This window comes from Methanosarcina subterranea, from assembly GCF_055385895.1.
Genome location: NZ_AP042426.1, coordinates 4,800,851 through 4,814,660 on the forward strand (window position 1 = coordinate 4,800,851; position 13,810 = coordinate 4,814,660).

Sequence of the window (13,810 nt, forward strand, 5' to 3'; positions counted from 1 at the left end):
TAGGTGTACCTAAATATGGCTAAAATAGAGATTTAGGTCTGCCTAAAAATGAGAGTTAAAGATGAAACTGCCACTTATCTGTCCTGAAAAAGAGTGTTGCCGTGGAAAAAAGGAGTGCATGCCAGGTAAAGGGCTACCTAAAATAGTACTTGTAGGAAGCCCTAATGTGGGAAAAAGCAGCCTTTTTAATGCCCTTTCCGGAAGTTATACTATAGTTTCTAATTATCCAGGAACCTCAGTTGAGATCAGCCGGGGAAAAGGCAGGATAGGAGAGATGGAATATGAATTTATTGATACACCCGGAATGTATTCCCTTCTCCCTGTAAGCGAAGAAGAAAGAGTCTCACAGCGCCTGCTTTTTGAAGAGAAAGCCTTTGTCTGCCTGCATGTAGTGGATGCAAGAAATCTCAGGCGCATGCTCTCTTTCACACTCCAGCTCCTTGAAGCCGGGACTCCCCTTATCCTTGTCCTGAATATGATGGACGAAGCTGAGGAAAGGGGAATAGAAATTGATATACAGGGGCTCAGCAAAGCCCTCGGAATTCCGGTAGTAGGCACGGTTTCAAGTGAAGGAAAAGGAATTGAAGAACTCAAAACTTCAATTATGGAATTCACTCATAAGAAATACGAGAGAATTTCGCAGGAAACTGATTACGGGCAGGAAATAGAGCCATACATCTCGGAAGCAGAAGGCTTGTTAAAAACTGCAGAGGAAACTGGAATATCAAAAAGATCCCTTTCCCTCCTGCTTCTTCAGGGAGATAGGACAGCACTTGATGTTGTATGCAGTCCTGAAGAGGCATACAGGGACAAAAACGAGAAAAATGAAAGCAGAAGAAACAGCTTTGAGGAGTTTCAGAGACTTGCAGAAACGGCTTCGGAAAAGGCTGGAATCCCTCTTTCCTACCTTTTCACCCTCAAGAGGCAGGAAATTGTAAACAGAATAGTGGAACAGGTAATGGAAGTACAGGATACGGATAAAGAAACTAAGGAAAGAGAGACCGGGCAAAAAGAAAAAACCGAAAAGAGGGAAAAGGCCCGGAAAAAGGTCCTGCTCGCAGAAAAAATCGACAGCGTGCTGACTCATCCCTTGTTTGGTATCCCGGTGCTGCTTCTTGTACTCTATTTAGGACTTTACCGTTTCGTAGGCGTTTTTGCAGCAGGCATTCTTGTTGACTTCCTGGAGAATACAGTATTCGGAGAGCATATAAACCCCCTGGTGACCGCATGGTTCACATCCCTTGTACCCTACCCTGCCCTGCAGGACCTTTTTGTAGGGGAGTATGGAATATTTACGCAGGCAGTAACCTATGCAATTGCTCTTATTTTGCCGATAGTGGGAGCTTTCTTCCTTGTGTTCTCAATTATCGAGGATACGGGATATCTCCCCAGGCTGGGCCTGCTCCTGGACAGTATGTTCAAAAAAATAGGGCTCAGTGGAAGAGCGGTAATTCCAATGGTACTCGGCTTTGGTTGTTCCACAATGGCTACCATGGTCACGCGGACCCTTGAAACAAGAAGGGAAAGGCTTATTTCAACCATCCTGCTGGCTCTTGCCATCCCCTGCTCGGCACAGCTTGGCATTATTCTTTCCATCCTATCTGGAAACCCGAATGGACTGCTTATCTGGGCAGGTGTGATAGTGCTTGAGTTTGTTTTCATAGGATACCTGGCTGCGAGAATCCTGCCAGGAGAGGCTCCGACATTCATTCTCGAGATGCCTCCTCTCAGGATTCCGCGGCTTTCAAACATAGCCGTGAAGACTTACTCAAGAATGCACTGGTACTTCCTTGAAGTCCTGCCTCTCTTTGTGCTGGCAAGCGTACTGATCTGGATAGGCAGGCTTACAGGGATTTTTGCCATTGCCCTGAAAGCAATGGAATACCCGACCGTCTGGATCGGGCTTCCTTCTGATGCTGCCGATATTTTTCTCTTCGGCTTTTTCAGGAGAGATTTCGGGGCAGCAGGGCTTTACGGAATGCATGATGCCGGGTTGCTTACAGGCGTGCAGCTTGTAGTTGCGGCAGTCACTCTCACCCTCTTTATGCCCTGTATTGCCCAGTTCATGATGACCATAAAGGAGAGAGGATTTAAAATGGCCCTTGCGATCTCAGGATTCATCTTCCCCTCTGCCTTCCTCGTAGGCTTTATAGTAAACACTCTCCTGACAGCGCTGGGGGTGAGCCTGTGAACTGCCCTCTCTGCGGAAGCGAATTTGAAAAAGCAAATGAATCGAAATGTACCGGCTGCGGAAAACTGCACAACTGCAGCAAACAGTGCTGCCCTTCCTGCGGGTACGAACTTGTAAAAGAAGCAAAGATAATACAGCTAATAAGGAGCCTCTTTAAATGATAGCAGAAAATTCACATATCTCCCTGAATAACACCTTGAAAACTACCACACTTTCGTCAATGGAACCCCGAAAAGCCGGAAAGATCTCCAGTCTGGAAACAAAAAATGCAGGGATTTTACAGAAACTGATAGCAATGGGTATCCTGCCCGGTATGCCTGTCACACTGCTCAGGCGCTCCCCCTCCTATCTCTTTGAGGTAGACCAGACCCGGTATGCCGTGGACAGGGAAATTGCAAACCATATTTATGTCAGCTACTGATTTGCCGCCAATAAAAGACAAAAATACGGCACAGAAGAGTAGCCTGCCTGACACTTCCATGCAAGAAGAAGCCCGTAAGAAGTAAGAGGGCCGTTGTAGAGCGCAGGATGTATGATTTCAGTAGTCATTTAATATCAACAAATTCCGTACCTGATTGTAAATGGACCATAATTGTATACAGAACGTTAATTTTGCTTGTCAGCGTAAAATTTTGCTTACTTTGAAGAAAAATATGCAAAAGCATTCATTTACGTTCTCCAAGGAAAATCATCATCCCTGCAGGTGAAGCTTTTTTGTAGATTTCCTCCAGCACTTCAAGCAAATCTTCTTCGCCGCACCAGAAGGGGAATTTTCCAAGCCTTTTTGGAAGGGCAGCTGGAGCCTGAGGGATGTGAGCCTCAAGGGAAGGGCTTTTTCCCTCTCCAGGACTTTCAGGGAGCCTGCCCCAGAAAACTTCCGGGTCAATGGGCAGAGGCTCAGGAAAAACAGGAGAGATTTCAGCTTCGAGTGCAGCTCCGGTTTTATCATCAGGCCTTTCTTTAAGAACCCCCGCTTCTGCTACCCGGTCCGCAGTTTCCGGAACAAAGCCCTTTCCAAGAATGGACATAAAATCCTCCATGTCCACACCTCTTAGCTTAAAGATAAGGAAGGGATCCCTATCAAATTCTTCCCCGAGTAGATAGTAAACGGCTGCAATGTGCTTACATGGATTTGACCAGTCAGGGCAGGAGCAGTCGGTTTCAAGGTCATCGAGTGTTTCAGGAAAAAGGGAAAGACCTGTTTCCCTGAATGCGGAGTCAATATCTTCCGGCATCTCGCCTGCGAGAAGCTTTGCCGCAAAGATAGGTTTCATGGCAATTTTTTCTGCAAGTAGTTCCCATTCGGAACCTGTTAGGGTCCGGACTTTGATCGTTACTGAGTAAGGTGTGGGGTTTGAACCCTGGACTTTGGCCCTCACGAGCCCGGCCTCTATTTTAATGGAAGTTACCTGACCTTTACGTGCATAGCTTTTTCCGCGGCCCAACCTGGCCCCCATATTAAAGCTTTCAAGAGTTTTGATCCAGCGTTTTGCCCACCAGCTCTGGGCAAAGCTTCCGCGTTTGGATTTTGCCTTGATGCCCCCTTTGACCTCGATTGGCTTTGTGGGCTCGTAATTACCATAGCCATCCCAGTAAGTTGCCATTTTATTCACCTACCGCTTCTTCTCGAAGGGCAAGAATGTCCTTCAATTCCTCATCGGAAAGTTCTGTTAGCCAATCTTCACCTGTTCCGACAACATTCTCTGCAATCTGCACTTTGCGCTCGATAATCTCATCTATTTTTTCTTCAAGCGTGCCTGCACAGATGAACTTATGCACCTCAACGTTTTTCGTCTGGCCTATACGGAACGCCCTGTCGGTTGCCTGATTTTCTACAGCCGGGTTCCACCAGCGGTCGAAGTGAAAAACATGGTTGGCCCCTGTAAGGTTAAGCCCCGTTCCTCCGGCTTTGAGAGAGAGGACAAAGATAGGGAGGTACTCTTTTCCCTCTTGGAAGCGTTCAAGCATCATGTCCCTCTGCTTTCTCGGAACTCCGCCGTGCAGGAAAAGGACTTCACAGCCAAAACTTGCCTGTAAGTGCTCTTTTAGCATTCTGCCCATCTCAGCAAACTGGGTAAAAATAAGGGCTTTTTCCCTGTTTTCCAGAACTACATCCAGTATTTCGGTAAGTCTTACAAGTTTTCCTGACCTTCCCGGGATGCCGGAGTTATCCTTCAAAAACTGTGCCGGGTGGTTGCAGACCTGCTTAAGTCTGGAAAGAGCAGATAGAATTATACCTTTTCTCTGGATGCCTTCTTCAGCTTCTTCCATTGTCTCTTCGATGTCTTCAAGGACCGCAGCATAGAGAGAAGCCTGTTCTTTTGTCAGAGTACAATAGGTTTTCATCTCCATTTTTTCCGGAAGGTCGGAGATAATTGAAGTATCGGTCTTCAAGCGGCGCAGGATGAAAGGACCCGTAATTTCTTTCAGCCTCCTTGCAGCTTCCGGATCCCTTTCGGCCTGAATGGGAATAAAGAAATTCCGCTTGAAACCAGCCTGGCTGCCAAGGAAACCGGGGTTTAAAAACTCCATAATGGACCAGAGGTCACCTACATTGTTTTCAACCGGAGTCCCTGTTAGAGCTATGCGGTAATCGGCTTTCAGAGCCCTGGCCGCCTTTGCCTGTTTAGTTTCCGGGTTTTTGATGTTCTGGGCTTCATCAAGTACTGCTCCGGCCCAGGGAACCCCTTTTAAAAACTTAACGTCCCGCTGCAGAAGCCCATAGCTTGAGATAACAATAGCATGGTTCATTGCTTCCATTCTAAATTCCTCTTCCTTTTTCCGGCTGGTCCCGTGGTGAACCATTACCGAAAGTTCCGGGGTAAAGCGAGCAGCCTCTTTTTTCCAGTTGTTGATAACAGAGGTCGGACAGACCAGAAGAACCGGTTTTGTGGCTTTACGTCCATCAACCTTTTCTTCAACCTGTTCCAGGTCATGCTGGATAAGAGCAAGAGTCTGGACTGTTTTACCAAGCCCCATGTCATCTGCAAGGCAAGCTCCTATGCCCCATTGCCTCAGGAAAGCCAGCCAGGAGTAACCTCGAAATTGGTAGGGCCGAAGGGTTCCTGAAAATCCATTGGGAGCCGGAAGTTCTTCAAATCCGGCTTTATCCTTTAAGCGGTTAATTAATTCTCCAATCCAGCCGGTCGCATTGAGCCCTTCAACGTCCACACCGTCGGCTTTTTCGGAAGCGCCCACAGCTAGCTTTATAACTTCGCGCAGGCTTGCTTCCCCATGAGGGTTCTTCTGCCAGAACTCTAGAGCAGCCCGGATTTCCGCATCGTTTACCTCGACCCACTGCCCACGGACTTTCACAAGCGGAGCTTTAAGCTTTGCAAGAGCCTGCAGTTCTTTGATTGTTAGTACCCTGTCCCCCAGGGCGATTTCCCAGTCAAAGCTGACAACCTTTTCAAGGGTCAGCCCGCTTCCGGCCTGTAACTTCTTGCCCTTAACCTTAGCCTGGGCTTTTAAGTGAGTTTTTGTACCTTTACGGGTCCACCAGCCAGGGAGAAGCAACCCAAAACCGGCCTGGCTTAAATTCACTGCACTTTCAGTCAGGAAGCGGTAAGCCTCTTTCGTATCAAGGGAATATCCGGATGGGTCGGGAGCTTCAAGGCTGGAAGCAATTCCTGCACTGATACTGGAAGCCTGCCCGAGGGAAGATAACAGAAACTGGCGAATGTTTTTCACATCATATCTTTTCAACGGGCTGCCCTTCTTTGGCTTCCAGGCTTCTTTTACAGGGATCAGAAGGCTCGGGTCTTCGTAGGACTGGAGCAGGTAGCGGACATACCAGTGTCCTTCGGGAACTTCGATATCAGCTATTCCTTCCCTGCCTTTTTTAGTATCTCCTCTCCCATCTTCATTTTCTTCGGTTTCTTCTTCCGCAGCTGGTTCTTCCAGACGGAAACAGAACCTGAAAGGGGAAGTAGTAAGGATATTGAGAGGGCGCTGCCATTCACGGGTCCGGGCCGCAAGTTGCAAAAGTTCTTTTTCGTCTCCATAGATTAGCCCGTCAGGACTTTTAAGAGCAGAAACCCAGGCATCGTGGACACTATCAAAGGATTTTCTTTTGCGGATCTCTTTTGTAAGCTTTTTTTCTCCGATCTCAGACCGGACTATCCAGTCAAGAGAATCTTCGATAAACTGCCTGGCCACTAAAGAAGCAGGCATTTCCGGCAGCATGGAAGAAGCTTCAGGAGTAAGAGCCCTTGCAGCAGGGGGCATTTGCTTTACCAGCTTTGCCAGTTCTCCTGCATCTTCTCCGGAAAATACGGGTTCCCAGAAAGCCCTGTATTCTCCTTCCTCCCCCCGGACGCCAGGCAGGTATTTTTGTCCTGCTACCAGCGAGCCTGCAAATTTCAGGGCTTCTGCCCACCAGATAAGGTCATTTCCCGGGATTACGCCGGGAGCCAGAACCCTTTTTCCCATACAGGCACAGAGGAGAACAATAGCTTCTTCAGCTTCCAGAGGATATGCGTGAACAGTCCAGGGAGCCAGTGCAGGTTCTGCTTTCGAGTCAGGAATTTCAGCAACAAGAGGGCTGGAAGGGACCGGATTCCCACCTGTTGTCGGAATCCAGACACTAATTTTCTCCACCTCTTTCCGGCCAGCGCTGTCCAGCAGTAGCTCAAGAGCAGGAGACAGGTTTTCAGAGTCGGAATCGTAGGGATAAGGTTTTACAACCGGCTTTTTAGGCTTTCTCCCACGCCGAACAACCGGAGTTTCACTTTCGGCCGGGCTTTCACCCCATAAGAAAAACTGTTTTCCAACTCTTCCCGCATGAAGAATTATCATATATTTGTATAAAGAGAGAAGATATATTAAAAATGATGTGGAGTAGGCTGTTTTGAAACTCCGTTGATTCTACAATTGAGATTCCGGAAAATTTCCGGCTTATTATTGATGAGCCTCTTTTGTCTGATTTTTGAAATTGAAAGATTTCAGCAATGTAATATAATAGTAAGGACAAGTTGAAAATATGTAATAGGCTGAAAATTTAAGCTGACAAAGAACTAAGTTTCGGAGGAATTGAGTGTCAGTTTGTCCTACAAATTTTGATGAAAAAGTAGAATGTCCATTCGTTGACAGGAAAGAGTTCATTGAAGCTTTTGAGAAAGCCTCCCAAAACATCAATCAACAGAATTACAGTATCTTAGTCTATTATGGCGTTGCCGGAATTGGAAAAACCAGCCTTAGAAAGAAACTTCCAACCTTGCTCGAAAAACACAACGAATCGGACAGACATATGAAAATTTTATGGACTTCAATAGACTTCGCAACCGAACAATACAGACAGCATTATAAATTCCTTGAAGTTCTTTCCAGCCAACTACGCCAGAAATACGACATCAAATTTAACTCTTTTGACATTGCCCTTGCCACTTACTGGAAAAAAGTCAATCCCAATGTTCCCCTTGTAAAAGAAAGCTACTCAGAGGAAAGCGTTGTTCGTGATGTTCTGGACATCTGTAACGAATTTGTTCCTGTAAACCTGATACCAAATGTGCTTAACCTTGCCAAAAGTTTACCTGAACGGTATCAAAAATGGGCTCTGAAACGCAAAGAAGATATTTCCAGACTTCCTGATCTTGAACCGACAGAGATAGATGAATGGCTACCTGTTTACTGGGCATATGACCTTGCTGACCACCTGCAGAACACTTCAGAATCCGCAGTCATTTTCATAGACACATACGAAGCTCTCTGGGAAAAAGAAAGAGAAAAAGGAAGTTTTAATGACCGCGATAAATGGCTCAGAAAACTTATTGAAAACATACAAAAGTCCTGTCTGTGGGTAATCTACGGAAGAGAACCCCTTCGCTGGGAAGAAGTGGATGAAGACTGGAAAAATTACCTTGACCAGCGTAAAATTGAAAAACTTCCAGAAAAAGATGCTCTCGACCTGTTAAAACGGTGCGGAATCACTGAAGAGGATATCCATAAATTACTCATTGAAAGCAGTGAAGGCGTACCCTACTATCTTGAACTCTCCATTGATACCTACAGAAAAATAAAGAAAAAAAAGCAGCCTTCTCCGGAAAACTTTGCAAAGGTTCCGGACGGTATTTTCTGCGGATTTGTCAAATACCTTGACAGGGAAGAAAAAGAGACACTGAAGGTCTTATCGGTTCCCAGATACTGGGACCGTGAACTATTCGAAATTCTGGTTGAGAAATTTAAAACCGGATACCCTGCAACCAGTTTTTCAGAATTGCATAGCTTCTCTTTTATGGACATTGACGATAAAGGAAAGTGTTTCATGCACCAGCTTATGAGAAAAAGCCTGCAAGAATATCAGGATCAAGATTTGAAAAAAAAGTTCATAATTTCATGCTTGACTTCTACAGCAATCAACTAAAAGATCTCGATATTAAATCAATAACCCCAGAACACGAAATAACGTTGAATGAAGCCTTCTACCATGCAAAAGAGGCACTTGAAAACAAAGATTTGATCAATTGGTTTATTGCTGCCTCAGATCCCTTCAACAGAGCAGCATTCTGGCAATTAATTACCCCAATATATGAAGAAATGCTACAAATTCTTGAAGCGGAACTAGTGTCTCGTCAGCATTAAAATGTCGTAAGAATTATATTGTATAATATTCATAAAGAATCTCAGGGATTCCTTATGAATAGATACACTGTGACACTTACCAAAGAGGAACGTGAAACTCTTTGTGAACTTACCTCAAAGGGTAAACACAACTCCCAAAAAATTCTCAATGCTCTGATCTTACTTAATTGTGATAAAGGTGAATGGAATGTCAACCATTCAATCAACGAAGAAATCTCACGTGTCCTGAATATCAGTATGAAAAAAATTGATCGTGTTAAAAAGCGATTTGTTGAAGAAGGTCTTGAAGTTGCCCTCAATGGAGAAACAAGAGATCGGATTTATGCTAAAAAAGTTGATGGTGATTTAGAAGCCCATTTAGTTGCATTGAGTTGCAGTGAACCTCCTGAAGGTTTTGCAAGATGGTCTTTGAGATTGTTAGCTGATAAGGTTGTAGATCTTGGCTATATCGAAAATATTTCTCATGAAACAATACGTCGTACTTTAAAAAAACGAAATCAAACCCTGGCAAAGGAAAGAATGGGTAATTCCTCCGGAACAAAACAGTAGCTTTGTTGCAAATATGGAAATGGTTCTGGATATTTATAAGCGTCCATTTGATCTACGAAATCCTGTTATATGTATGGATGAATCCCCAAAACAACTTATTGGAGAAACCAGGATTCCAGTCCCCTGCTTACCCGGAAAACCAGCCAGGTATGATTACGAATACAAACGTTGTGGGATGTGCAATATATTCCTTGCCTGTGAACCATTGACAGGAAAAAGAATGGTGAAAATTACTGAAAGAAAAACCAAGAAGGACTGGGCTTGTTTTCTGGAAGAAATTGCACTTCAACAGGAAAATGCAGATAAAATTACGCTGGTAATGGACAATCTAAACACACATGTTCCGGGATCTCTCTATGAAGTATTTCCACCAGCAAAGGCGAAGGCAATATGGGATAGGTTTGAGTTTGTGTACACACCAAAACATGGAAGCTGGTTGAATATGGCAGAGATTGAATTGAATGTACTCACAGGTCAGTGCTTAAAAAGGAGAATGAATAACATTGACACTGTTAAGAAGGAGGCATTGGCCTGGCAAAAGTTCAGAAACAACAAAAATGCAAAGGTTAATTGGCAATTCACAACAGAAGATGCAAGGGTAAAATTAGCACGTCTTTATCCGACAATTGAGGATTGACGAGACACTAGGACCTCAACATCCAGATTTTGCAGCTATTCTGAACGATCTCGCAGAACTTTATCGTCATAGAGGAGATTACGAAAAAGCGCTTCCACTTTATCAAAGGGCGCTTGAAATAAATGAAAAGATCTTGGGGCCGCAACATTCAGATATTGCAGCAACATTAAACAACTTAGCCTTAATCTATCGTTATATCGAAGATTATGAAAAAGCCCTTCAATTTAATCAAAGGGCCCTTGATATTCGTGAAGAGGTGCTGGGGTCACAACATCCAGACGTTGCACAAACTCTAAACAATCTCGCATCAGTTTATTTTGATATAGAAGATTACGAAAAAGCTCTACCACTTTATCAAAGAGCACTTGAAATAGTCGAAAAGGTGCTGGGACCACAACACCCATCTGTTGCAGCAAAACTAAACAATCTCGCAGGAATCTATTGTCAGATGAGAAATTACGAAAAAGCACTGCCACTTTATCAAAGGGTACTTGAAATAAATGAAAAGGTGTTGGGCCCTCAACATCCGGATGTTGCAATAACACTAAACAACTTTGCCGGACTCTGTGAGAATATGGAAGATTACGGAAAAGCATCCTTACTTTATCAAAGAGCACTTGAAATAGTCGAAAAGAAGTTGGGACAGAAACATCCAACTACAATGGCAATAAAAAATAATTATAATGGGTTTCTTTCAGAGATGAGCGAAGAGAAATGATTTTTGAGATTTCATAGTACAGTATTTAAATCGCTGCCTCTTCAAGCTTATTTATCTCATAAGAAACTCATCTAACAAACGTATAAGAGTTATTCCCTTACGTGCCTAACAATGTGCCCGGCTTCAGGAATGATAATTTTAGAGAGGGCTAGCTTCACTGCATTTGGAGACCCTGGCAGGCAGAATACAGCCTTTCCTTTCATTACGCCTGCTGAAGCTCTGGTCAGGATCACGGAAGTGCCTATTTCTTCAAGGCTTTTGTACCTGAAAAGTTCCCCGAAACCAGGAATTTCTTTCTCAAAAAGAGGGATTACGGACTCGATAGTAAGGTCTTTTGGAGCAATCCCTGTGCCTCCGCTTGTAATAACGATGTCCGCAGAGCTGTCAAGTGCGGCAAAAAGAGCATCAAGAATTGAATCTTTTTCATCAGACACAAGCCTATAAAAAGAAACGCTATTGCCTGCAATCTCAAGAAGGTCTTTTATGGCTTTTCCTGAAAGGTCTTCCGCTTCTTCAGGAGAAAACGGATTTCCGTACTTTTCGTACCTTGAGGTTGAAATCGTAATTATGGCAAAAGAATAAGATTTTCTGGCATCTTTTTTGTGAATTTCTGGTATGGATTCTTTCATGAAAACAGCACTCTCCAATATATCAGATTAATTTCCTGTCCTGGGTATCCTGTTCAGTTGTTACATTATAGTTTTCACATTACAGTTTTCATATTATGATATTCACATTATGATTTTCATATTACGGTTTTCCATTATGACTATTCTTCCTGTTACCCTGTATCCTGTAATGTTACTTGCCTGCCCATATTTTAATAACTTATCAGCCCAATGCTCGGGTATGCACATACTTGCAGCGGATATAGGTACAGGTACGCAGGATATCCTGCTCTTTGATTCGGGAAAAGAGGTTGAAAACAGCCTGATAATGGTCATGCCTTCTCCCACGCAGGTTGTTGCGGAAAGGGTGCGGAGGGCAACAAAGGCAGGAAAGGCACTTGTGCTTACCGGGACCATAATGGGAGGGGGTCCCTCTGCATGGGCTGTCCGCACTCACCTGAAAGCAGGGTTCCCTGCATATGCTACTGAAGAAGCTGCTCTGACCATTCATGACAACCTTGAGAAAGTGAAGGCTTTCGGGGTCCGAATTGTCTCAAATGAGGAGGCAAAGAAACTTGCAGGTTCTGGGGAAGCACTGGAAGTTGTTATGAAGGACTTTGACCCCTGCGCCGTTTCATGCGCACTTTCAAATTTTGAAGTAAGGATGCCGGAAAATTATGCAGTGGCAGTCCAGGACCATGGAAACGCTCCGGATAAGAGCAACCGGGTATACAGGTTTGAACTTCTAAAGGAACTTATCGAGAAAGGGGGAAAGCTCGAAAATTTTGTTTTCCGGCCAGAAGAAGTCCCGCAGGCGTTTACCCGCATGAAAGCCCAGGCAGATTCACTTCTTAAATCAACGACAGTACTTAAGACGAGAGCAGTACTCATGGATACGGGACCTGCAGCCATATTCGGAGCCCTTACCGATTCTGCAGCCGTCCAGCCTGCCATCGTGATCAATATAGGAAATGGGCATACTCTTGGGGCGCTTGTAAACGAAAACAGGATCACAGCTATTTTTGAGCACCACAGCTCCAGCATGAACCCGGAAAAACTTCAGGACTATATTATCAGGCTTGCTGACGGAACGCTTGGCTTTGAAGAAGTCTTTGCAGACGGAGGGCACGGTGCATATATAAAGGAAGCTTCGGGCTTTGAGGAAGTTAGATCTATAATGGTTACAGGCCCGAAAAGGGAGATGCTCGAAAAGCTTTCAGGTTCAGAGCTCAGGCAGGAAATTTCAAAAAAATTGCATTTTGCCGCACCCTTCGGGAGTATGATGCTTTCAGGCTGCTTCGGGCTTCTCGCAGGATTCTTTGAAAAATACCCGGAAACATCAATAAAACTTATAAACCACTAAGTAGTAGGGAGTAAGTCACGTGACAGCTCCCACGAATAAATTCGTAGGCATCTATGGTATTTCAACCAACGCTATACTGCCCTAGAGCAACTATTTATTCGTGTCTCGCTTCCATCGTTTCAAGTTTTACCTTTGAAACTACTTCAAAGAACCCTATACTTGGAGTTTTAGAGCAGAGTTAAGCGGCTTCTGTAGCGTTTACATCTCCCAGAACAAAACTTAACAATAAAGTATAGATTTGTAAGTAGAAAAACGTAATCTGTAATCAAATTATAGGAGAGGTGACGGCTGTATCCCGCCATTAAAATGATGGGGATTAGCCTTAGAAGCTCCTAAGCCCGGGATATATAAAATTTTAGGGACTGTAGAACTTCAGATATGAGATTCCCTATCGGAGAACCCGGGGATGCAGATATTCTCTGCCAGAACCCGCAAGGGCCGGTTTACAGATAAATGTAAATACAGGCAGGTATCTCTATATGCACATATCTCCATATCCAACGGTTTGCTAAACGATTTTTTGCGAACGTGATGCAAACATTTATATGCGGAAACAAATCCGTTACAACGAATTTCTATTAAAATTATTATCTTTCAGGAGAATCAAGCTAATGGTACGAAAGCCAGGAAGTATGTACAGAAACGTGAGGCAGCGCTCATTTACCAGAAAGAAATACATGGGCGGTGTTCCCGGAAGTCAGGTTATTCATTACGACATGGGAGACAAAGCAAATACCACTTTCCCGATTAAAGTTTCCCTGATTGTTGAAGAAAAATGTCAGATAAGGCATGTTGCTCTTGAAGCAGCCCGTATTACAGCAAACAGGCACCTGAGTACAGATGCCGGAAAGATGGGCTTTTACATGAAGCTCCGTGTTTACCCACACGAAGTACTCAGGGAAAACAAGCAGGCAACAGGCGCTGGTGCTGACCGTGTATCCAGTGGGATGCGCAGGGCTTTTGGGAAGAACGTAGGTACTGCAGCAAGAGTAGAAGCAATGCAGAAGATCTTTACAGTAGCTGTTGAAAAGCAGAACTTCCAGGCTGCAAAGAAAGCTCTCTGGCATGCAGGACAGAAGCTGCCTACCCCTTGCAGGATCGTTGTTGATCAAGGGGCAGAACTGGTACAGTAACCAGTTAAACTGTTAAAATCAAAGGGAGTATA

At 44.4% G+C, this 13,810-nt stretch carries 12 protein-coding genes; 9 read left to right on the forward strand and 3 right to left on the reverse strand.

The features are described 5' to 3' along the window. Nucleotides 1–61: 61 nt before the first annotated feature. The 3 genes from feoB to ACZ5A8_RS20910 are packed head-to-tail and all read left to right on the forward strand — an operon-like array spanning nucleotide 62 to nucleotide 2,612. Complete coding sequence (feoB, locus tag ACZ5A8_RS20900; protein ID WP_464531314.1) at nucleotides 62–2,191, forward strand: ferrous iron transport protein B; 2,130 nt, start codon at nucleotides 62–64, stop codon at nucleotides 2,189–2,191. Beyond that, nucleotides 2,188–2,352 carry a toprim domain-containing protein gene (locus tag ACZ5A8_RS20905; RefSeq protein WP_229389446.1) on the forward strand — a complete coding sequence of 55 codons (165 nt, stop codon included), beginning with the start codon at nucleotides 2,188–2,190 and terminating at the stop codon, nucleotides 2,350–2,352. The genes feoB and ACZ5A8_RS20905 overlap by 4 nt, the downstream gene beginning before the upstream one ends. Further along, nucleotides 2,349–2,612, forward strand: coding sequence for a FeoA family protein (locus ACZ5A8_RS20910; RefSeq protein ID WP_464531316.1), 264 nt, complete (start codon nucleotides 2,349–2,351; stop codon nucleotides 2,610–2,612). The genes ACZ5A8_RS20905 and ACZ5A8_RS20910 overlap by 4 nt, the downstream gene beginning before the upstream one ends. A 244-nt stretch (nucleotides 2,613–2,856) precedes the next feature. Here ACZ5A8_RS20910 and ACZ5A8_RS20915 read toward each other — a convergent pair whose 3' ends face one another. Then, a complete protein-coding gene (locus ACZ5A8_RS20915; RefSeq protein WP_464534240.1) occupies nucleotides 2,857–3,795 on the reverse strand; it encodes an SWIM zinc finger family protein in 939 nt (312 codons plus the stop codon). A 1-nt stretch (nucleotide 3,796) separates the two neighbouring features. Further along, nucleotides 3,797–6,988, reverse strand: coding sequence for a DEAD/DEAH box helicase (locus ACZ5A8_RS20920; protein WP_464531317.1), 3,192 nt, complete (start codon nucleotides 6,986–6,988; stop codon nucleotides 3,797–3,799). 238 nt (nucleotides 6,989–7,226) lie between these two features. On the opposite strand from ACZ5A8_RS20920, the gene ACZ5A8_RS20925 reads away from it, so the two are divergent. From ACZ5A8_RS20925 to ACZ5A8_RS20940, 4 genes are all read left to right on the forward strand, one after another. Beyond that, nucleotides 7,227–8,552 (forward strand): hypothetical protein, encoded by a 1,326-nt coding sequence (locus ACZ5A8_RS20925; RefSeq protein ID WP_464531319.1) that lies wholly within the window; start codon nucleotides 7,227–7,229, stop codon nucleotides 8,550–8,552. Further along, on the forward strand, nucleotides 8,525–8,770 hold the full coding sequence (locus ACZ5A8_RS20930; protein WP_464531320.1) for a hypothetical protein: 246 nt from the start codon (nucleotides 8,525–8,527) through the stop codon (nucleotides 8,768–8,770). The genes ACZ5A8_RS20925 and ACZ5A8_RS20930 overlap by 28 nt, the downstream gene beginning before the upstream one ends. A 54-nt stretch (nucleotides 8,771–8,824) precedes the next feature. Next, nucleotides 8,825–9,956, forward strand: a protein-coding gene (locus tag ACZ5A8_RS20935) for an IS630 family transposase (RefSeq protein WP_464531321.1) whose coding sequence is annotated in 2 segments (ribosomal slippage) — nucleotides 8,825–9,258 and nucleotides 9,257–9,956 — 1,134 coding nt in all. Because the reading frame shifts where the segments join, the coding sequence is not laid out codon by codon here. Then, a complete protein-coding gene (locus tag ACZ5A8_RS20940; RefSeq protein ID WP_464531322.1) occupies nucleotides 9,946–10,674 on the forward strand; it encodes a tetratricopeptide repeat protein in 729 nt (242 codons plus the stop codon). The genes ACZ5A8_RS20935 and ACZ5A8_RS20940 overlap by 11 nt, the downstream gene beginning before the upstream one ends. Before the next feature lie 89 nt (nucleotides 10,675–10,763). Here ACZ5A8_RS20940 and ACZ5A8_RS20945 read toward each other — a convergent pair whose 3' ends face one another. After that, nucleotides 10,764–11,303, reverse strand: a complete 540-nt coding sequence (locus ACZ5A8_RS20945) for a MogA/MoaB family molybdenum cofactor biosynthesis protein (RefSeq protein WP_464531324.1) — start codon at nucleotides 11,301–11,303, stop codon at nucleotides 10,764–10,766. 220 nt (nucleotides 11,304–11,523) lie between these two features. On the opposite strand from ACZ5A8_RS20945, the gene ACZ5A8_RS20950 reads away from it, so the two are divergent. Next, the gene (locus ACZ5A8_RS20950; RefSeq protein WP_464531325.1) at nucleotides 11,524–12,645 is read left to right on the forward strand and encodes a DUF1786 domain-containing protein; all 1,122 of its coding nucleotides are present in this window, start codon (nucleotides 11,524–11,526) and stop codon (nucleotides 12,643–12,645) included. 611 nt (nucleotides 12,646–13,256) lie between these two features. Next, on the forward strand, nucleotides 13,257–13,778 hold the full coding sequence (locus ACZ5A8_RS20955) for a 50S ribosomal protein L16 (RefSeq protein WP_229389436.1): 522 nt from the start codon (nucleotides 13,257–13,259) through the stop codon (nucleotides 13,776–13,778). Nucleotides 13,779–13,810: the final 32 nt, after the last annotated feature.

Coding starts and splice junctions, on each gene's coding strand:
- feoB (WP_464531314.1), top strand. CDS start 62: ATGAAACTGCCACTTATCTGTCCTGAAAAAGAGTGTTGCCGTGGAAAA.
- ACZ5A8_RS20910 (WP_464531316.1), top strand. CDS start 2,349: ATGATAGCAGAAAATTCACATATCTCCCTGAATAACACCTTGAAAACT.
- ACZ5A8_RS20915 (WP_464534240.1), bottom strand. CDS start 3,795: ATGGCAACTTACTGGGATGGCTATGGTAATTACGAGCCCACAAAGCCA.
- ACZ5A8_RS20920 (WP_464531317.1), bottom strand. CDS start 6,988: ATGATAATTCTTCATGCGGGAAGAGTTGGAAAACAGTTTTTCTTATGG.
- ACZ5A8_RS20930 (WP_464531320.1), top strand. CDS start 8,525: ATGCTTGACTTCTACAGCAATCAACTAAAAGATCTCGATATTAAATCA.
- ACZ5A8_RS20945 (WP_464531324.1), bottom strand. CDS start 11,303: ATGAAAGAATCCATACCAGAAATTCACAAAAAAGATGCCAGAAAATCT.
- ACZ5A8_RS20950 (WP_464531325.1), top strand. CDS start 11,524: ATGCACATACTTGCAGCGGATATAGGTACAGGTACGCAGGATATCCTG.
- ACZ5A8_RS20955 (WP_229389436.1), top strand. CDS start 13,257: ATGGTACGAAAGCCAGGAAGTATGTACAGAAACGTGAGGCAGCGCTCA.